This window comes from Actinoallomurus rhizosphaericola, assembly GCF_024055675.1.
Lineage (GTDB): Bacteria > Actinomycetota > Actinomycetes > Streptosporangiales > Streptosporangiaceae > Actinoallomurus > Actinoallomurus soli.
This window is the reverse complement of record NZ_JAMXMW010000024.1, coordinates 25,250-44,742: the sequence shown is the minus strand read 5'-3', so window position 1 is coordinate 44,742 and position 19,493 is coordinate 25,250. Positions and strand designations below refer to the sequence as shown.

18 protein-coding genes are annotated in these 19,493 nt (G+C 71.8%); 10 read left to right on the top strand and 8 right to left on the bottom strand.

Translation table 11 applies throughout. From position 1 onward, the window contains the following. The first annotated feature begins 11 nt into the window (after positions 1 to 11). From NE234_RS37875 to NE234_RS37865, 3 genes are read left to right on the top strand one after another with little or no spacing between them, the layout of a single operon-like run. Positions 12 to 536, top strand: coding sequence for a PadR family transcriptional regulator (locus NE234_RS37875; RefSeq protein WP_252785785.1), 525 nt, complete (start codon positions 12 to 14; stop codon positions 534 to 536). Between the two features lie 26 nt (positions 537 to 562). Next, entirely contained in the window at positions 563 to 1,258 is a 696-nt protein-coding gene (locus NE234_RS37870) for an ABC transporter ATP-binding protein (RefSeq protein WP_252785895.1), read from the top strand. Continuing rightward, positions 1,255 to 3,648, top strand: a complete 2,394-nt coding sequence (locus NE234_RS37865) for an ABC transporter permease (RefSeq protein ID WP_252785784.1) — start codon at positions 1,255 to 1,257, stop codon at positions 3,646 to 3,648. The genes NE234_RS37870 and NE234_RS37865 overlap by 4 nt, the downstream gene beginning before the upstream one ends. 28 nt (positions 3,649 to 3,676) lie before the next feature. Here NE234_RS37865 and NE234_RS37860 read toward each other — a convergent pair whose 3' ends face one another. The 3 genes from NE234_RS37860 to NE234_RS37850 form a co-directional block, all read right to left on the bottom strand. Continuing rightward, positions 3,677 to 5,146, bottom strand: a complete 1,470-nt coding sequence (locus NE234_RS37860) for a hypothetical protein (RefSeq protein WP_252785783.1) — start codon at positions 5,144 to 5,146, stop codon at positions 3,677 to 3,679. A 215-nt stretch (positions 5,147 to 5,361) separates the two neighbouring features. Continuing rightward, on the bottom strand, positions 5,362 to 5,847 hold the full coding sequence (locus NE234_RS37855; protein ID WP_252785782.1) for a cupin domain-containing protein: 486 nt from the start codon (positions 5,845 to 5,847) through the stop codon (positions 5,362 to 5,364). Between the two features lie 217 nt (positions 5,848 to 6,064). Continuing rightward, positions 6,065 to 6,703 carry a flavin reductase family protein gene (locus NE234_RS37850; protein ID WP_406567119.1) on the bottom strand — a complete coding sequence of 213 codons (639 nt, stop codon included), beginning with the start codon at positions 6,701 to 6,703 and terminating at the stop codon, positions 6,065 to 6,067. A gap of 736 nt (positions 6,704 to 7,439) precedes the next feature. Here NE234_RS37850 and NE234_RS37845 point away from each other — a divergent pair. Then, positions 7,440 to 8,225 (top strand): thioesterase family protein, encoded by a 786-nt coding sequence (locus NE234_RS37845; RefSeq protein ID WP_252785780.1) that lies wholly within the window; start codon positions 7,440 to 7,442, stop codon positions 8,223 to 8,225. Positions 8,226 to 8,318: 93 nt separating this feature from the next. Here NE234_RS37845 and NE234_RS37840 read toward each other — a convergent pair whose 3' ends face one another. Together NE234_RS37840 and NE234_RS37835 are read right to left on the bottom strand one after the other, a co-directional pair. After that, positions 8,319 to 8,411 (bottom strand): DUF397 domain-containing protein, encoded by a 93-nt coding sequence (locus NE234_RS37840; protein WP_252785779.1) that lies wholly within the window; start codon positions 8,409 to 8,411, stop codon positions 8,319 to 8,321. Further along, positions 8,399 to 9,208, bottom strand: coding sequence for a helix-turn-helix domain-containing protein (locus NE234_RS37835; RefSeq protein ID WP_252785778.1), 810 nt, complete (start codon positions 9,206 to 9,208; stop codon positions 8,399 to 8,401). Before NE234_RS37835 ends, NE234_RS37840 begins: the two co-directional genes overlap by 13 nt. Before the next feature lie 125 nt (positions 9,209 to 9,333). Here NE234_RS37835 and NE234_RS37830 point away from each other — a divergent pair, with 125 nt between their 5' ends. Beyond that, entirely contained in the window at positions 9,334 to 9,621 is a 288-nt protein-coding gene (locus tag NE234_RS37830) for a hypothetical protein (RefSeq protein WP_252785777.1), read from the top strand. 74 nt (positions 9,622 to 9,695) lie between these two features. Here NE234_RS37830 and NE234_RS37825 read toward each other — a convergent pair whose 3' ends face one another. Further along, the gene (locus NE234_RS37825; RefSeq protein ID WP_252785776.1) at positions 9,696 to 11,120 is read right to left on the bottom strand and encodes a hypothetical protein; all 1,425 of its coding nucleotides are present in this window, start codon (positions 11,118 to 11,120) and stop codon (positions 9,696 to 9,698) included. A 260-nt stretch (positions 11,121 to 11,380) separates the two neighbouring features. After that, positions 11,381 to 11,980: a TetR/AcrR family transcriptional regulator gene (locus NE234_RS37820; protein ID WP_252785775.1), complete on the bottom strand. Its 600-nt coding sequence runs from the start codon at positions 11,978 to 11,980 to the stop codon at positions 11,381 to 11,383. Positions 11,981 to 12,086: 106 nt separating this feature from the next. On the opposite strand from NE234_RS37820, the gene NE234_RS37815 reads away from it, so the two are divergent. The 5 genes from NE234_RS37815 (at position 12,087) to NE234_RS37795 (ending at position 18,354) form a co-directional block, all read left to right on the top strand. Beyond that, on the top strand, positions 12,087 to 12,887 hold the full coding sequence (locus tag NE234_RS37815) for an SDR family NAD(P)-dependent oxidoreductase (RefSeq protein ID WP_252785774.1): 801 nt from the start codon (positions 12,087 to 12,089) through the stop codon (positions 12,885 to 12,887). 549 nt (positions 12,888 to 13,436) lie between these two features. Continuing rightward, a complete protein-coding gene (locus tag NE234_RS37810; RefSeq protein WP_252785773.1) occupies positions 13,437 to 13,931 on the top strand; it encodes a (2Fe-2S)-binding protein in 495 nt (164 codons plus the stop codon). A gap of 133 nt (positions 13,932 to 14,064) precedes the next feature. Next, complete coding sequence (locus tag NE234_RS37805) at positions 14,065 to 16,464, top strand: xanthine dehydrogenase family protein molybdopterin-binding subunit (RefSeq protein ID WP_406567122.1); 2,400 nt, start codon at positions 14,065 to 14,067, stop codon at positions 16,462 to 16,464. After that, on the top strand, positions 16,461 to 17,306 hold the full coding sequence (locus tag NE234_RS37800; protein ID WP_252785772.1) for an FAD binding domain-containing protein: 846 nt from the start codon (positions 16,461 to 16,463) through the stop codon (positions 17,304 to 17,306). Before NE234_RS37805 ends, NE234_RS37800 begins: the two co-directional genes overlap by 4 nt. 154 nt (positions 17,307 to 17,460) lie before the next feature. Beyond that, the gene (locus NE234_RS37795; protein ID WP_252785771.1) at positions 17,461 to 18,354 is read left to right on the top strand and encodes an SRPBCC family protein; all 894 of its coding nucleotides are present in this window, start codon (positions 17,461 to 17,463) and stop codon (positions 18,352 to 18,354) included. 128 nt (positions 18,355 to 18,482) lie between these two features. Here the strand turns inward: NE234_RS37795 and NE234_RS37790 are convergent, their stop codons facing one another. Continuing rightward, complete coding sequence (locus NE234_RS37790; protein ID WP_308206979.1) at positions 18,483 to 19,424, bottom strand: hydrogen peroxide-inducible genes activator; 942 nt, start codon at positions 19,422 to 19,424, stop codon at positions 18,483 to 18,485. Between the last annotated feature and the right edge of the window lie 69 nt (positions 19,425 to 19,493).

The following is a 19,493-nucleotide window of genomic DNA, read 5'->3' as shown; positions in this document are numbered from 1 at the left end:
TAGTCGGGGTCATGTCAGTCGCACAGACTCTGCTCGGCCTCCTGGAGTCGGGCCCGCGGTACGGCTACGACCTCAAGCGCGCGTACGACGAACGGTTCGGACGGGACCGGCCCCTGCACTACGGGCAGGTCTACGCCACCCTCGCCCGGCTGCTGAAGAACGGGCTCGTGGAGGTGGAGAGCGTCGAGCCGGGCGGCGGACCCGAGCGCAAGTGCTACACCATCACCGACGCCGGCGTCACCGACGTCGAACACTGGCTCGCGCAGCCGGAGAAGCCCGAGCCGTACCTGCAGAGCACCCTGTACACCAAGGTGGTGCTGGCCCTGCTGACCGGCCGCGCCGCCGCCGAGGTCCTCGACGCCCAGCGGACGGAGCACCTGCGCCTCATGCGCGAGCTCACCCGCCGCAAGCAGGAGGGGGACCTCGCCGACAAGCTCATCTGTGATCACGCCCTCTTCCACCTCGAGGCGGACCTGCGCTGGCTGGAGCTCACCGCCGCGCGGCTCGGCGAGCTCGCGAAGGAGGTGCGCCGGTGAGCCACGCGCTCTTCTCGGAGGCGCCGATGACCGGCGGCCCGGCCGACGCCCCGCCGCTGCTGTACGGCGTCGACCTGCACAAGGCGTTCGGTCCGAGCAGGGCGCTGGACGGCGCCTCGCTGCAGATCCGGGCCGGCGAGGTGGTGGCCCTCATGGGCCCGTCCGGATCCGGGAAGTCCACGCTGATGCACTGCATGGCCGGCATCGTGCGACCGGACTCGGGGCGCATCGTCTACCGGAACGACGACCTGACGACCATGTCCGACGCGGACCGCAGCGCGCTCCGCCGCACGGAGTTCGGGTTCATCTTCCAGTTCGGGCAGCTCGTACCGGAGTTGTCATGCCTGGAGAACGTCGCGCTGGCGCTGCGCCTCGGCGGCGCCCGGCAGCGCGCCGCCGAGGCGAAGGCCGCGGAATGGCTGGAGGCGCTGGAGGTGGCCGACGTCGCCGCCAAACGGCCCGGCGAGATCTCCGGCGGCCAGGGCCAGCGGGTCGCGGTGGCCCGAGCGCTGGCGGCCGACCCCAGCGTGATCTTCGCGGACGAGCCGACGGGCGCGCTCGACTCGCTGAACGGCGAGAAGGTGATGGACCTGCTCACCACGTCCGCCCGGCGGATGGGCACCGCCGTCCTGCTGGTGACCCACGACGCGAGGGTCGCCGCGTACTCGGACCGCGAGGTCGTCGTCCGCGACGGCCGGACGCGGGAGGGCGAGCCCTCGTGAGCCGTCCGCACCGCGGCGCGCCGTCCGCGGGTCCGCACCGCGGCGCGCCCTCCGCGCGTTCGCGGCCGGCGGCGCGCCCCTGGTACGCGCGGTGGTCCGGCGACCTCGCGCTCGGTGCCCGGCTGGCGTTCGCGGGCGGACGCCCCGGGTGGAGCAGGATCGCGATGACCGCGGTCGGCGTCGGGCTCGGCGTGATGATGCTCCTGGTCGCCGCTTCGATGCCGACGATGCTCCACGCACGTGGCGAGCGGACCGCGGCGCGCGACTACGGGACGGCGGGGACGTCGACGCCTTCGGACCGCTCGCTCCTCATCGGTGTGCAGGACACCGACTTCTACGGCCAGTCGATCAGAGGCCGGGTCCTCAGGCCGGAGGGGCCGCGGGCACCGCTCCCGCCCGGGGTGGCGGCGTTCCCGAATCCGGGCGAGATGGTGGTGTCACCGGCGCTGGCGGACCTGCTGTCCTCGCGCGAGGGCGCGTTGCTGCGGCCGCGTCTCGGCTACCGCGTCGTCGGCAGGATCGGCCACGCCGGCCTCGGAGGCGCGCAGGAGTACGCCTACTACGCCGGCAGCGACCGGCTCACGTTGCGATCGGGCCTCGTCGTGCGCGTCACGTCGTTCGGCAGCCGCTCCCCCGGCGAGGGTCTCGGCCCGGTGCTGGTGCTGCTCGTGGTGATCGCCTTCGTCGTCCTGCTGCTGCCGGTCGCGGTGTTCATCGGCACGGCCATGCGCTTCGGCGGCGAATCCAGCGACCGCAGGCTCGCCGCGCTGCGCCTGATGGGCGCCGACCAGCGCATGGCGCGGCGCTTCGCCGCGGCGGAGGCGCTGCTGGCCTCGGTGTTCGGGCTGCTGGTCGGCGCGCTGATGTTCCTGGTCGTACGGGTGTTCGTCGAGCAGGTCACGGTGTTCGGCGTCGGCTTCTTCACCGCCGACGTCCGGCCCGCGCTCCAGCCCGCGGTGCTGATCGCAGTGGCCGTTCCCGTCTCGTCGGTGCTCGTCACCCTCTTCTCCCTGCGAAAGGTGATGATCGAGCCGCTCGGTGTCGTCCGCAGCGCGACTCGTACCCGGCGCCGGCTCTGGTGGCGCCCGATCGTCCCCGTCATCGGCCTGGCCCTGCTGTATCCGCTGCTCCGCGGGGTTCAGCGGCTGGGAAGCTTCAACGAGTACCAGGTCGCGGCGGGGGTGGCGCTGCTGCTCATCGGCATCGCGACCCTGCTGCCGTGGATCGTCGAGGCGGTCGTCGGCCGGCTCGGGAGCGGCGGTGGGCTGTCCTGGCAGCTCGCCGTACGCCGGCTGCAACTGGACGGCGGAACCTCCGTGCGCGCCGTCAGCGGCATCGTCGTCGCGGTCGCGGGAGCGATCGCGCTGCAGACGATGTTCACCGGCGTGCGCGGCGACTACGTGCAGGAGACCGGCCAGGACACCTCGCGCGCGCAGGCTCAGGTGACCTTCCGCGGGGCCGTCGACGGCACGCGCGCCGCCGGGGCCGCCGCGCGGCTGGGCTCCGCGCCCGGCGTACGCGGGGCCCTGGCCAAGGCCACCACGAGCCTGCTCCTCCCGGGCACGAAGAAGGACGACTCCTCGGTGACGCTGACCGTCGCCGACTGTGCCGCTCTCCGGGAGGCGATCCGGATCGGCCGCTGCGCCGACGGTGACGTCTTCATCGCCGGTCTCGGGAAACCCGCCCCACGGCCGGGCGAGACCGTCCGGGTCGACCCCGACGAGGACACCGGTGGAGGCCACGGCCCGTCGTGGCGGATCCCCAAGTCCGCGCGCCCGGCGGAGCAGCGGACCGACCCCCTCGGCGAGACCGAGGAGGGTGTCTTCGCGACTCCCTCCGCCGTCGACCCCCGCATCCTCCGGACGGCGCACGTCACCATGCTCGTACGGGTGAACACCGCCGACGGGGACGCCGTGGAGCGGATGCGCAACGCCGTGGCGGCCCTCGATCCGATGGCCGATGTGACGATGCTGACCGGGACCCAGGAGGACAACGGGTTCGGCGCGGTCCGCCGTGGCCTGTTCATCGGCGCGATCGCCGCCCTGCTGGTGATCGGTGCCGTCCTGCTGGTGACGGTGCTGGAACAGATGAAGCAACGGCGCCGCCTGCTGGCGATGCTCGTCGCCTTCGGCACCCGGCGCTCCGTCCTCAACTGGTCGGTCCTGTGGCAGACCACCGTGCCGATGGTGCTGGGCGTGCTGCTGGCGGTCCCGGCCGGGACCGGCATCGGCGCGCTCCTGCTGAAGATCTCCGAGAAGCCGGTCTCCATCAACTGGGCGGCCGTCACCGGCATCTGCGGTGCCGCCGCCGGCGTGGTGCTCCTGGTGACGGCGCTCAGCCTCCCGACCGTACGGCGCCTGATGGACCCGGAGGGCCTGCGGACCGAGTGAGCCGCCCGTACCGGCCGCCGGGACGCGGTCAGGCCGGGGCCGGCGAGGACGACGGTGGCGAGACCGAGGACGGTGAGGTCAGGGCCGGGGACTCGGCGGACGGTTCGGCGCCCGTACGCCGGGTCCCCCACCACACGACGACGATGAAGACGATCAGCCAGACCAGGTTGGCCCAGCGCACGTAGAAGTGCTGGTAGCCGTTCACGCGCACGCCGGGCAGCGTGAACACCCCGAGCATGACGCCCCGGAGGATCAGCATCCAGTCCAGGCGGCGGTAGGACAGCAGCGCCAGGATCGGCAGCAGCATGGCGTCGTACCAGGGGTACTGCAGCGGCGAGACCAGGGTGGTGCCGAACGCCAGCACCGCCACGGGCAGCACGTCGAGCGGAAGCCGCCGCGTCTCGTCGGACGGCCGCCGCCACAGCGCGAACGGCAGGCCGGACCGCCACCACAGGAAGGCCGTCAGCGCGACCGCGAGCGCCCCCATCCACAGCGTGTACAGGCCGTGGTGGGTCAGGATGTACTCCGGGACCGGCAGGTACCGGTCCTTCTTGCGGCCGAGCCGGGCGTTCAGCGAGTTCAGCGCGGCCGGCCCGGCGAGCAGGTAGCCGCCGCCGGCGACCAGCAGGAGACCCACGGCACTGGCCGCCGCGCGCCGGAACCGCGCCGGCGACAGCCACGCGGCGACGACCAGCCCGACCGCGGGGAACAGGAACGACGCCTTGACGGCGACCGCCGCCCCGCCCAGCACCCCGCCCGCGAACGCCGAGCGCCGCGCCGCGTACAGGGCGGCGACCAGGAAGAACACCGCGAAGGCGTCCGCGTGCCCGCTGCCCACCATCCAAAACAGGATCAGCGGGTTCGCCGTCCACAGGAGGCAGGCCCGGAGCCGGCGTACCGGGTCGGGGCCGGTCATCCGGTGCAGGATCACCCCGGTGCCGACGAACGCGGCCGCGTTGGCCCACTTGAGCAGGAAGATGATCCGCGCCATCGAGTTCCCGCCGAAGTGCGCGGCGAGCCACTGGATGAACGTCATGATCGGCCCGTACACCGTGGGAACCCGCTGCCAGCCGCTGGGCATCAGCAGGCCGACCGGGTCACCGGTGTGCGCCAGCCGCAGCGGGGTCGTGACGTACGGGTCCCGGCCCAGGTCGGCGATCCGCCCGTAGATCGCGTAGTTCATCATGTCGACGGAGCCGGCGGGCGGCAGCATCGCGTACACGCAGGCGACGACGGCACCGGCGATCAGCAGCCGCCGGGGGCTCACCCACGCGCCCCCGCGCAGCGCGTACAGCCCGGCCAGCACTCCGGCGCCCGCGGTCACCGCCGCGATCCACGTCAGGGTCGTGACCGTCCCCGAGGACGGGGTTCCGCCGAAGGTCAGGAACGGCCAGGTCGGTCCGAAGTACGGCACGGCCGCCGAGGTGCCGAGCACCATCGCCGCGCCCATCGCGACGATGCTCACCCCCAGCATCACCCAGGAAAAGACGCGGGACATGTGACATGACCGTAAGGGCGGAATATCGGAGTTGCAGCGGGTCGGAGACGGTGTTCACCGAACGCTCATCTGAGGGTCGCGTGCGCGCCGACCGCGTGAACCGGACGGCCGTGCGAAGGCCGCTCGCGAGCGCCGGACCGCCGCCGCGTACGCCCGTCGACGGGCGCGTACCCGACCGATCACGAGCGCCGGGCCGGACCGCCGCGTACGCCGGTCTAGACGGTCGCGTGGAGGCTGACGGCGTACGCCGGGCCGGGGTTCACGAGCTCACGCGGATGCCCCGCGCCGTACACGCGGATCCGGTTCGCCCGTACGGCGCGCTCTGCGACCCCGTGATCGGTGATCGTGCGTTCCGACAGTTCCCCTGCGAGCACCGCCAGCACGTCGGCGACGGGGGCGGCGCGGTGGCCGGGCGGCCACGCGGACAGCCAGACCTCCGCCTCGCCGAGCAGCCGCACGGGCACGCCGTCGAAGCGGGCGAGGTGCCACCAGTCGCCGGGACTGGCGGCGAGCTCACGGACGAGCCCGGCCAGGCGGCCGACCGTGACGGTCGGGCGGGTGGAGAACGGGCTGTCGGCGCCCTGCATGGTCAGATCCGGGATGACGGAAAGGTTCACCGGGAAGTCCTTCGGTGGCGCGGCGGCGTGCCGCAGGCTGACGGTCGGCTGGAACGGGGTCAGCGACAACAACACGAAGGACACAGCGCGGCGACCGCGTGGCGAGAGGCCACGTGGGCGGTCGTCATCCGGCGCGCTGGCATGGCATCAAGTGTGCAGGTCACCGGCGTTCCGCGTCAAACGCCGCGCGGCCCGTACGGCTGCGTCCCAGGTGAGACCGGCGTTTCGTCGCCGAGCGCCCACACCGATGAGCCATCATCCTCTGAGCCGCCGCGGAACCCTCGATGAAGGCGGCCCGGTCTCAGCCGAGCGCGTGTTCGAGCCGGTGCGGCATCTTCCAGCCTTCGGCGAGCCGTGAGGGGTGGATGTTCTCCCCGCCGCCGAAGAACTCGCAGAACTTCATGATCAGCGGGTCCCACCGCAGCGGATCGACGTAGTGCGTCCCCGGAATGATCAGCTCGTCCTCGACGTGGGCGCGGAGGACCCGCACCTGGAAGGCCGTCGCCCGCAGGTCGGGCCCCTCCAACGGGTGGATCGCCTCGACCTCGCACTCCAGCTGGATCGGGCACTCCTGGACGCGCGGCGCGCGCACCAGATCGGCGGGCTGCTCGGTGAGCCCGGCCGCTCCGAACTTGTCCCGCTCGGACCGGTAGCCGCGTTCCCGCTTGAACTCCGTGATCTCGGGCGCGCCCGTGAGCAGCGCGATCCGGTCGACGGCGTCGACCATCGAGGAAGGGACCAGGTTCAGCACGCACTCGCGTTCCCGGCGCAGGTTCGCCGTGGTCTGGCCGCTGTTGCCGAGGCCCAACATGCAGCGGTCGCCCAGCCACCAGGCGGACGACATCGGCGCGAGGTTCGGCGACCCGTCCTCGTTCCGCGAGCCGATCAGGACCACCGGCGTCCCGAAGTACAGCACTTTCAACTCGGCCACCTGGTGCATGCTCCCCGTCCTCACGTCATCGCGATGATCGACCGTGGACGAGCCTGCCCTCTCTCGTCCGCGACCGCTGGCGGGAATCCGACCTGGAGTTCTGGCTCGATCCTGGTGATGAACGGCTCCGGGCCGGGCGGTCCTGTCCCCTCGCCGGCCCGCGCGGCCCTCCCCCCACCCCACCCCTTCGGGAAATCTTTGCTCTGCTCACCCCGGGTATGCACCTGGTACGGTCCAGTGCTCACCCGGGGTGAGCAGAGCAAAGGTTCTGCGGAGTCAGGGGGGCTGGGGCGACCGCCTCAGGGGAACAGAACGGCGACTCCGGCTCGGCCCGATGGTGCGCCGTGTCACTGGAGTGTGGCGGCCGGGTCGTCTCGATCGCGGTGACCGTTCACGCCCGCGGCGGTGCACGCGGGCCGGCAGTGGCTCGTCGTCGTCGCTGCACGCTCACCTCCCTCCGGGGGTGGCCCGTCGTGTTGGAGGCCGTCCCCGCAGGAGGGACGAAGTGGCCGCCGGCGGGACACGCCGAGAAGACGACCACCTACCCCTGTGCCCGATTTGACGCAGGATGTGCCGGCACAGCGCGGGGCGCGTGCCGAACGCTCGGTGATCACGGAGCCGAACGGCCCCGAAGCGGCTCAGAGCACCGGGCGGGCCCGCCTTTCACCGAGCGTTTCGTACGGCTCCGCCGGCCGAACCGTGCCCGGGCGCGTGCGCCGAGGGTTCTTTGTCCGAATATTGGTCCATGAGCGATCAGCCCGATGCCTTCTACCTGCCTGCCGGCGACGACGTCTACGAGCCGACAGGCGCCACCGAGAGCCCCTGGGACAGCGCCGCGCAGCACGGCGGGCCCCCGACCGCGCTGCTGGCCCACGTCATCGACGCCGCCGTCGGACCCGGCATGCGCCTGGCACGGATCTCGGTGGACTTCCTCGGCCCCATCCCCCGCCGCCCGGCCCGCGTCGAGGTCACCACGCTGCGGCCCGGCCGGCAGATCCGTCTCACCGAGGCGCACCTCATCGTCGACGGCAAAGTGGCGGTGACCGCCCGCACCTGGCACATCGCGACGGGCCCGACTCCCCCGGTGAAGACCGAACGGGTCGCGCCGCCTCCGATCCCCCAGGACCCGGACGACTGGCACTCGCTGCTCAATCTGCCCGACTGGGGCTATGGCCAGGCCATCGAGTGGCGGTTCATTCGCGGCGGCCGCGAGCCGCTCGGTCTCGCCGAGGTCTGGACCCGCGTGCGCATCCCGTTGATCGCAGGCCAGAAGCTCACCGGCCTGGCCCGCGCGCTGATCGTCGCCGACGCCGCCAACGGGCTGTCGGCGACGCTGCCCATCCAGGAGTGGCTGTCCATCCCGCCCACCATGACCACCACGCTGCTGCGCCACCCCGACGGCGATTGGGTGCACATGGACTGCCGGACCCACCTGGCCGACGACGGCCTTGGCCTCACCCACGCCACCCTGTCCGACCTTGACGGCCACCTCGGTGACGTGAATCAGCCCCTCCTGGTCCGCAAGCGTTGATTCCGCCGGACATGGGAAATCCCCCGCCCTTGGCTCCGGTAAGCAAGGGCGGGGGACGCCGGGGGAAACGACGCCTATCCGGCGCCGCTCACGTCACTTCCCGCTCTCCTCGACAACGGCGACCTCGACGCAGTCGCCGCCGTTGTTCGTGCTGCGCGCCGACTTACGCCAGCTCAGGTTTCCCATGCTTTCGCTGCCTTCGTGATGAGCTCGATCGATGCCTGTTCGTGCAGCGCCTTGGCGCTCAGCATCTGCCAGAGCCGCCGGATCGCCGCCACGTCTTCCGTTTTTTCTACCACGTCCCCGCGAAGGGCATTATCGACGTACGCGACGTCCGTACCGTCGATGCTCGCCAGCACGATCGGGCCACCGGCGAATCCGGCGTGTTCCCCCACGCCGAACGGGATCACCTGAACGATGACGTGATCGCACTGCGAGAGCTCCACCAGGCGCATTAATTGATCACTCATGACCTTCGGGCCGCCGACCGGGCGGCAGATCACCGCTTCGTCGAGCACGGCGTGGTAGAGCGGAGGGTCCTCGCGGGTCAGCACCTTCTGTCTCGCCAGTCGCGCGCTCACCTGCCCCTCGAGATCAAGGGGAGCCGGCTTCCCGAGGCGAAGGACCGCGCGGGCGTAGTCCTCCGTCTGCAGGAGACCGGGCACCACGAGCGGCGCGAACGCGAGCAGGGCCGACGAATCAGCCTCCGCTTCCGTCCATTTGCCAAGCCACTCGGGCGCGACCTCCCTGCTGACCAGGTCGTCGAGTATACGCAGGATTACATCCGGGAGACCGAGAATGTCCGTTAGGTGAGGCAGGTATTCCGGTTTCGGGATGAGTCGTCCAATTTCCCACGAGGCAACGAGGGATTCGGACACCGGGAAGGTCTTGGCCAGCTCGGCGCGGGTAAGCTGCTTGGATTCGCGGGCGCGGCGAATCTCCTTGCCGACGAACTTCCGCGCGGTCATACGGTTCTCCGACATCTTCGTGACACCTTCCGCACGAACGGGGGGCGTGCCTCTTGTGCGTTCACGCTCCGGCCATTGGGGGCTCCCAGCGTACGGCGTTTGAGTCAATCTTTGTAGTCAGGAGACGACAGGGAGTGACCATGACCATCAATCCGACCGACGACGTTCACGAGCTCGCCGGAAAACTGACCATCGCCTGCCAGAAGGCCGGCCTCGACGCCCAGCAGCAGGGCCCCACCCGGATCTACGTCCACGCCCCGGGGACCAGCAACCACCTCGCCGAGATCATCACGGCCAAGCCGGACGAGAACGAGCGCCTCTGCTGGTGGTGGAGCTGGGACAAGCCCATCTGCGGCGCGGAGGAGATCGACAAGGCCGTCGAGCTGATCAAGAAGGTCGTCTCCGTGCCCCTTCCCCCACGGCCATGACCTCGCCGGACGAGCTCATGCGCTCGATCGACGCCCTCCACGCGGCCCTCGACGCGATTACCCGGAGCGGGTGATCACTCCGCGGTGAGCGCGGGGTCGCGGCGGAAGGCGAGGGCGGCGGCGACGCAGGCGACGGGGAGCGCGGGGATGACGTAGCGGTAGTCGAACTCGGCGGTGGTCGGCGGCACCACGATGGCGGCCACCGCCACCGCCCACGGCAGCAGCGCCGCCCAGCGGCGGCGCAGCAGCGCGACCAGCCCCGCCAGCAGGATCACGCCGAACATCGCGCCGCGCACGAAGAAGTAACGCTGGTAGACCTGCATGATCGAGGCGTACGGCCGGACGACGTGCGTGTTCAGGTGCCCCGGGGCGTACGCGCGCATCCGCGCCGCCGCCGTGGCCGACGGCTGCGGCGGGTGGGCTTGGAAGAGGTAGTAGTCGTACGTGTCGGGGTCCGGGAACGGCGGGTGGTGCCACCGGAACGTCCGCAGCAGGTCCGAGGTCACGGTCTCGGCGTAGTCGCCGGGCTGGGCCAGGATCGCCCGCTGGGCGAAGTCGCCCGCCCGGCCCTCGACGTCGGGGGTGAACTTGCGCTCCCCGAGCCGGTGGAACGGCGAGATGCGTCCCCAGATGTAGAACTGCGACCGTTCCCGCTTGGCGGGCGGCGTGCTGATGCACAGCGGCAGTTCGTCGACCGGCGGCTTGATCTTGCGGCAGTCGGCGAACGACATCGTCCTGCTGTAGAGGAAGATCCCCGTGCTGTACGTCAGCGCGAACCGGTGCGTGCGGGAGGAGAACCACCCTGCGTACAGCACGACCGGCAGCAGCCCGGCGACGAGGCCGGCGGCGATGGCGCGGCGCCCCGCCCGGCGTACGGCCAGCCAGGCGAGGGTGAGGACGAGGATCGGGAGGCCCACCGAGCGGGTGACCGTCGCGAGGCCGACGAGCAGGCAGACCACGGCCAGCCGCCGGGTGCTCGGCGCCTTGTCCCACAGCGCGAGGGTCACCGCCAGCGTCAGCAGGAAGGTGAACAGCGTGTCGGACATGATCAGGTGTTCGAGCTGGACGCCGAAGGCGTCGAACAGCGCGGGCACCGCCGCCACGGACGCCGCCCAGCCGGGCAGTCCGAACCGGTGCCGCAGCAGCGCGTACACCAGCACCCCCACGGTGACGCCCATGGCGTGCTGGACGAGGACGACGAGGGTCAGGCTGTGGAACGGGGACAGCAGCCAGAGGAACAGGGAGTACCCGCTGGGCCGGATGAGGTTCGGCGTGAGGGTCAGCGCCCCGCTGACGTAGTCGTACGAGTCGGGGAACCACATCGCGCCCCGGTAGCCGAGCATCGTGATCAGGCGGAGCGCGATGGCCGGCGCGAGGACGGCGAGGATGACGCGGTGCCGACGGGCGAACGCCAGGCCACGGCTCAGGCGGCCGGGAGCCTCCCCGTCCGCCACCACCGGGCCAGGATCATCGGCGACGCGTTCCTCGAGACTCGTCACGGCCCCCTCCGTTCAAACGTGACGGAACACCACGATCCCACCGCTTTGATCAATTTGTCGGAAAATTCGTGGCGAAAGCCTGGTCAGCGCCTCTCACGTCTCACGCGGCGGGCCGGTGAGGACCCGGTCGACGGGCAGGATGCGATCAGTAGCTTTCGCGGTCCTCCGGACCGACCGCCCGCCAGAGCTCGTCGATCCCATTTCGCATCTTCGCATCCTCCTCGCCGATCCACCCGAATTCCGCGCGGGCGTCGACCCGGTCAGGCCCCGGGCGGCGAGAGCAGCGCGTCGAAGGCGCGTTCGAGGCGAGCCGTGAGGTCCGCGGGATCGGTCTCGGTGAGCGCGGTGCTCTGAATGACGGCGCGCATCAGCCAGAATCCGGCGATCAGCGAGTTCGCGAGTGCCGCGCGTCGCTCGGGGTCCGGCCCGTCGAGGAGCTCGGCGAGGCGGTGCCCGGCGTGTCGTTCCGTGCCGGCTCTCATGATCTCCGCAGCCCGCGGATTGGGCGCCGAGCGCAGCAGGAGCAGGAACGGATCGAGGGTCTCGGCGTCCGGATCCGTTCGTTCCACCAGCCGCCGGGCGAGGGTCGCCGCAAGGGATGCGGAGTCCTCCGAGATCACGGTCGCCGGGGCGAATGAGGCGTCGACGGCCTCGGCGAAGAGTTTCTCCTTCGAGCCGAAGTAGCGATTGACCAGCATCGCCGTCACTCCCGCGTCGCGGGCGATCTCGCGGACCCCGACGCCGTCGTAGCCGTGTCGGGTGAACGCCCTGATCGCCGAGTCGAGGATCGCGTTCCGCGTGGCGGCGGCGTTGCGCTGTCGCTTGGGGCCGGTGGGATCCGGCTGCCTCTGCTCGTTCACAGGGCGATTGTATACGCCTGTAGACATGTACTCCGTAGGAGGTCTACAGTCGTAGACATCGGTCGCGGGACCGATGTCCACGACTCTGCGAAAAGCGGGTGAACCCATGGATTTGAAACTGTCCGGCAAGCGTGCGCTGATCACCGGATCCAGCTCCGGTCTCGGCGAGGCGATGGCCCTGCTGCTCGGCGCGGAGGGCGCCGAGGTGGTCGTGCATGGACGGGACGGGACGCGCGCGAAGTCCGTCGCCGCGGCGATCGTCGAAGCGGGTGGCAAGGCCGGGTACGCCATCGGCGACCTCACCACGGACGCGGGCGCCGACGCGGTGGCCGGTGCGGCCCTGGAGGGCGGCCCGATCGACGTCCTGGTCAACAACGCCGGGTCCTATGCGCATCTGTCGTGGACGGACGCGACTCCCGAGGACTGGCGCGAGACCTACGAGGCGAACGTCATCTCCGGGGTCCGGATGATCCAGCGCCTGGTGCCCCGGATGCGGGAGCGCGGCTGGGGACGAGTGATCACGATCGGCGGCGGCCTGGCGACCCAGCCGATGAACACCCACCCGCAGTACAACGCCACCCTGGCCGCACGCCACAACCTCGCGGTATCGCTCGCCCGTGAGCTGAAGGGCACCGGCGTGACCTCCAACGTGGTCAGCCCGGGAGCGATCCTGGTCGAGGCCGTGAAGAACCTGCTCATCCGGACCGCGCCGGAACGCGGCTGGGGCGAGGACTGGGAGGACATCGAACGAGCGGCGAGCGAGCAACTCGTGCCCAACGACACCGGGCGCATGGGCCGGCCGGACGAAATCGCCGCGGCCGTCGCCTTCCTCGCGAGCCCCTTGGCCGATTACATCAGCGGAGCGACCCTCCGGGTCGACGGCGGAACCGTTCGCAGCGTGCAGTAGTCCGGCAGGACGCCGCACGGCGACGAGCCGCGCGTCCCCGGCCGTGCGGTGAGCGGGTCCCCGGCCGTGCGGTGAGCGGCTCCCCGGCTGCGGTGGGCGGGTTCCCGGCGTTCACCGTACGGCCGAGGCCGGGTCAACCAATGGCCAGGTTTCGTTTCGCCTCTGGCCTTCCTGGCATTCCGGGCTTACGTTGACAACACGCAACGCCTCCTGCCACTGGAGCAAGCGATGTCGCGAAGCCGTACGCAGCGCACCAGACGATCTGCCGCCAAGATCCGCCGCAAGCACCGCGAAGGCGCCCGGCGCGGCCACAAGGTGAACACGCACCACCAGTTCAACCAGGGCTGACGCCCGAGCACCACTCCGTGCACCGGGAGCCGGCGCGCGGCCGGTGTCCGCGGTTCCATCGCGCGTACGCGGCCGGGTGCCGTCTCGGTACGCCCGCAGGGCCGTCGCTCCGGCTCCTGCGGGGCACCGCTCCGGCACGCCCGTACGGCCTCCCGGGCACGGCCTGCCCGATATCCGAGTACGCACCCCCGGGAGGAACGTATGCCGCGCGTGTCGGTGGAGGTCGACGACGTGAGATACGACGACGACGTCGAGCCACGCCTCTTGCTCGCCCACTATCTTCGCGACCGGCTGGGCAAGGTGGGCACCCCGATCGGCTGCGACACGTCGAACTGCGGCGCCTGCACCGTCCTGATGGACGGCCTCAGCGTCAAGAGCTGCTCCGTCCTCGCCGTCCAGGCGGACGGACACGAGATCACCACCATCGAGGGCCTGGGCGACGGGCGGAACCTGCACCCGATGCAGCGCGCGTTCCACGAGGAGCACGCCCTGCAGTGCGGCTACTGCACCCCCGGGATGATCATGGCCTCGCTCGACCTGCTGCGCGAGAACGCCGACCCCTCCGACGAGGAGATCCGGGCCGGGCTCGAGGGCAACCTGTGCCGCTGCACCGGCTACCAGAACATCGTCCGCGCCGTCCGCCGGGCCGCGGACGACATGCGCCAGAGCGACCAGACCGAGGAGGCACGCTCATGAGCGAGCGGAGGGAGCGAATCGGAGGCACAGCGCGCATGGTCACTCCTCCGACGAAGGAGGCCTCGTGAGCGAGATCGCCCCGGAGGCCGTCGCCGAGCAGGTCACCCCGGGCACGCCCGAGGCGAAGTCGGAGGTGGGCCGCGCCCGCCGGCGTACGGAGGACGCCCGGCTGATCACCGGGCGCACCACCTGGACCGACAACATCCAGCTGCCCGGTCTGCTGCACGTCGCGTTCCTGCGCAGCCCGATCAGCCACGCCCGGATCGGCCGGATCGACGCGGAGGCCGCCCGCGCCCGGCCCGGTGTGATCGCCGTCTTCACCGGGGCCGACCTCGCCGACGAGCAGGGCAGCCTGCCGTGCGCGTGGCCGGTCACCGAGGACATGATCCTGCCCGACCACCCGCCGATCGCGGTCGACGAGGTGCGCTACGTCGGCGAGCCGGTGGCCGTCGTCGTGGCCCGGGACCGGTACGCCGCGGTGGACGCGCTGGAGGCCGTCGACGTCGACTACGAGCCGCTGCCCGCCGTCGTCGACATGGAGCGGGCGGTCGAGGAGGGCGCCGACCTCGTCCACGCCGATAAGGGCACCAACAAGAGCTACACCTGGGTCTTCGAGGCGGGCGAACTGGACGCGGCGTTCCGGGACGCGCCCGTGGTGATCGAGCGCCGGTACGTCCAGCAGCGGCTGATCCCGACCGCGATGGAGCCCCGCGCGGTGGTCTGCTCGGCGGTCGGCGACGAGTACACCCTGTGGTCGGCGACGCAGATCCCGCACATCCTGCGGCTGATGCTCGCCACGGTCACCGGCATCCCCGAGCACAGGCTGCGGGTCGTCGCGCCCGACGTCGGCGGCGGGTTCGGCTCGAAGCTGCAGGTGTACGGCGAGGAGGTCGTCTGCCTGCTGCTGGCCCGGCGTCTCGGCCGCCCGGTGAAGTGGACCGAGTCCCGCAGCGAGGGGAACATGGCCGTGCACCACGGCCGCGACCAGATCCAGCGGCTCTCGCTCGCCGCCGACCGCGACGGCCGGATCCGCGGGCTGAAGGTCGACCTGCTCGCCGACATGGGCGCCTACCTCATGCTGGTCACGCCCGGCGTCCCGCTGCTCGGCGCGTTCATGTTCAACGGCATCTACAAGATGGACGCCTACTCCTTCACCTGCACCGGCGTGTTCACGAACAAGACGCCGACCGACGCGTACCGGGGCGCGGGCCGGCCGGAGGCGACGTTCGCCATCGAGCGGCTGATGGACGAGCTCGCGAACGAGCTGGGCCTGGACCCCCTCGACGTGCGCCGGCGCAACTGGATCCGGCACGAGGAGTTCCCGTACGACACGATCGCCGGGCTGACGTACGACTCCGGCAACTACGAGGCCGCCACCGAGAAGGCCCTGCGGTTGTTCGAGTACGACAAGCTGCGCGCCGAACAGGCCGACCGGCGGGACCGCGGCGACCCCGTCCAGCTGGGCATCGGCGTGTCGACGTTCACCGAGATGTGCGGGCTGGCGCCGTCGCGGGTCCTGGGCTCCCTGTCGTACGGCGCGGGCGGCTGGGAGCACGCCTCCGTACGGGTGCTGCCGTCCGGCAAGGTCGAGGTCGTCACCGGGTCCTCCGCGCACGGGCAGGGGCACGAGACCGCGTGGGCGCAGATCGCCGCCGACCGGCTCGGCGTGCCGTTCGAGGACGTCCGGGTGCTGCACGGCGACACCGGCGTCTCGCCGAAGGGCATGGACACGTACGGCTCGCGGTCCCTCGCCGTCGGCGGGGTCGCGCTGTTCAACGCCTGCGACAAGGTGATCGACAAGGCGCGTCGGATGGCCGCGCACCTGCTGGAGGCCGACGAGGGCGACATCGAGTTCTCCGGCGGGTCGTTCGCGGTGAAGGGCGTGCCGGGCCAGGCCCGTACGCTCCAGGAGGTGGCGCTGGCCGCGTTCGCGGCGCACGACCTGCCCGAGGGGTTCGAGCCGTCCCTGGACTCCGAGGCCACCCACGACCCGGAGAACTTCTCGTTCCCGCACGGCACGCACCTGTGCGCCGCCGAGGTCGACACCGAGACCGGGTTCGTGAGGCTCCGCTCGTACGTCGCCGTCGACGACGTCGGGAAGGTCGTCAACCCGCTGATCGTCGAGGGCCAGGTGCACGGCGGGCTGGCACAGGGCATCGCGCAGGCGCTGTACGAGGAGGCGGTGTACGACGACGACGGGAACCTGACGACGACCACGATGGCCGACTACCTGGTGCCCTCGGCCGCGGACCTGCCGACGTTCACGACCGACCGAACGGAGACCCCGGCGACCACGAACCCACTGGGCGTCAAGGGCGTCGGCGAGGCGGGCACGATCGCCTCGACGCCGGCGGTCGTGAACGCGATCGTCGACGCCCTGCGCCCGTACGGGGTCGACGACGTGCCCATGCCGTGCACGCCCGAACGGGTCTGGCGGGCGCTGACCGAGGCCCGGCACGGCTCGGCGCCGCCCGGAGGCTCCCCCGAACCCGGCGCGGGCGGCGGCCTCGGCTCCGCGGGAGGTGCGGCATGATTCCGGCGACCTTCGACTACGTACGGCCGTCCTCGCTGAGCGACGCGGTCGCCGCCCTGCGCGAGGCGGACGAGGAGGGCAAGGTCATCGCGGGCGGGCAGAGCCTGATGCCGCTGCTCCGGCTCCGGCTGGCCTACCCCGAGGTCCTCGTCGACGTCTCCGGCCTGCCGGAGCTGCGCGGCGTGCGCGACGAGGGGGACTCCCTGCTCATCGGGGCGATGACCACCCACTACGAGGTGATCCGCGACCCGCTGGTCCAGGCGCACGCGCCGCTGCTCGCCGCGGCCACCGCCACGGTCGCCGACCCGGCGGTCCGCCATCGGGGCACGCTCGGCGGCTCGCTCGCGCACGCCGACCCGGCCGGTGACCTGCCCGCCGTGGTGCTGGCGATGGACGGCGTGGCCGTGACGTCGGCGCGGGAGATCCCGGTCCGCGACTTCTTCACCGACTACCTGACGTCGGCGCTGGAGCCGGACGAGATCCTCCTGGGCGTACGCCTGCCGAAGGCGTACACCGGCTGGGGTCACCACTACGAGAAGTTCCACCGTACGGCGCAGGCGTGGGCGATCGTCGGCGTCGCGTGCCTCGTCCGGCGTGTGAACGGTGAGATCGCCGAGGCACGCATCGGCCTGACCAACATGGGCCCGACGCCCGTCCGGGCCTACGCCGTCGAGACGGCCGTCGCCGACGGGCCGGCGTCCCGCGAGGCGTTCCAGGCGGCGGCGCACGACGCCCCGGACGGCACCAGCCCGCCGAGCGACCTGCACGGATCGGCGGAGTACCGGCGGCACCTCGCCCAGGTGCTGACGGCCCGTGCCCTCGCGGCCGCCGCGGGCGCCTGACACGACCGTGTCGCCCCGCCCGCCTCGGGTATGCACCGCACTGCGCCTGAGGCGGGCGAGGCGACGGACCGCACCATCACGCCGTTTTTAGTGGCGTACGCGGTGAACTCGGTCGTAATGTCACCGCAGACCGCCGAACACGAGGAGGCAGCGCATGGAACTCGACCACGAGTTCACCGTTCCGGTGCCGGTGGACCAGGCGTGGCGGGTCCTGCTCGACGTCGAGCGGATCGCGCCCTGCATGCCGGGGGCGACGCTGGACGCGGCCGAGACCGACGAGTTCACCGGGCGGCTGAAAGTGCGTCTCGGCGCGATGACCGTGACCTACCGGGGCACGGCCCGCATCGCCTCCCGCGACGAGGAGGCCCGCACCGTGGTGATCGAGGCGTCCGGCAAGGAGGCCCGGGGACCGGGCACCGCCTCCGCCACGGTCCAGGCACAGCTGCACGAGGACGACGGCCGGACGCGCGTCACCGTGCACACCAAGCTGAACGTCACCGGCCGGCCCGCGCAGTTCGGCCGGGGCATCCTGGCCGAGGTCGGCGGGCGGCTGATCGGCCGGTTCGCCGACAACCTCGCCGCCGAACTGGCCGCCGGGCCCGAGGAGACGGAGCAGGCGGAGGGCCCCGGAGCCGGCGCACCCGCCGAAACAGGCATCGGCGCGCCCACGGAAGCCCGGGTCGAGGAGGAGGTCGCCAGGCCGGCCACCTCCGAAGAGGCCGTCAGCGACCGGACCGCCCCCGCGGCTGCGGAGGAGCACGACACCGCGTCCTCGGCCGAGGCGGCCGAAGTGGCCGAAGTGGCGAAGACCACCCCAGAGCCGGCGACGGCCGCCCAACCCGCCGAGCCACCGACCCGCCAAGAGGCAGTACCCGCCGGACGCGACGCAGCACCCGCCGGGCGGCAGGCGGCACCGGCTCGACGAGAGGCGGAGCCCATCGACCTGCTGCAGGTGGCCGGCCCGGCCGTCCTCAAGCGGGCCGCCCCGGTGGCCGCCGGTGTCGCACTGGTGTGGGCGTTCTGGCGCCTCAAGCGGCGCCGCCGCTGACCCCGCCTCGAGCTTCCGCCGAGGATTTCGGCGGCTCTGACCCACAGGATCCTCGGCACTCGTTCACGCCTGCCGTTCGCGGCGAAGCCGCCCGGCACCGCCGCCGTGGCGGCGCCGGGATGGATGGGCTAGCGGTCGCCTGTGGCGGTCACGGTGGGCAACCGGACTCGCCAGCGGCGGGCGTGGACGGACGCGCGGATCGCCTCGGCGAGCAACGCGAAGTCGTCGGCGCGCGGGCTCGTACGCCGATAGATGATCCCTATCCGGCGGTACGGCGCGGGATCGTCGAACCGGGTGACGGAGAGGCGCTCCCCGCGGCGCGTCTCGACCGGCAGCGCCGACTCGGGCACCAGCGTCACGCCGAGCCCGCCGGACACCAGCTGCACCAGCGTGGCGAGGCTCGTGGCGTACGTCGCGTCGCCGGGCTTCGCGCCGGCCTCCCGGCAGATCTCCAGGGCCTGGTCCCGCAGGCAGTGGCCCTCGTTCAGCAGCAGCACGTCGAGGTCGCGGACGACGTCCCGGCTCACCGGACCGGCGCCGAGCCCGTACGACTCGGGCGCGAGCAGGACGAAGTCCTCCTCGTACAGCAGGAGTTCGGCGAACCCCTCGTCGGCCGGGAGCGCCAGGATCGCGACCTCGAGCCGGCCGGCCCGCAACTCCTCCACCAGGTCGCGTGTCTGCTGTTCACGTACGGCGAGCCGCAGGGCGGGATAGTCGCGCGCGAGGCCGGGCAGCACGACCGGCAGGAGGTACGGCGCGACGGTGGGGATGACCCCGAGGTTCAGCGGGCCGCTCAACGGGCGGCGCGGCGCGGACACCTCCTCGACCAGGCCGTCGAGCTCGGCCAGGACCCGCTCGGCGCGGCGGGCGACGCGCTCGCCCTCGGGGGTGAGCAGCACGCGCCGGGTCGTCCGCTCGACCAGGCGGGCGTTCAGCGTCTCCTCGAGGGCGGCGACCGCGCCGGACAGCGCGGGCTGGCTCAACCGGAGCGCCGCCGCGGCCTCCCGGAAGTGCAGGTGCTCCGCGAGGGCGAGAAACGCGCGAAGCTGGGCGACGGTCGGACGGCTGATAGTAATCTCCTATCGAAATCCTTCGGGGGAGCCGATTTCGCAGATCAACGATACCTAAGGCACCCTGGG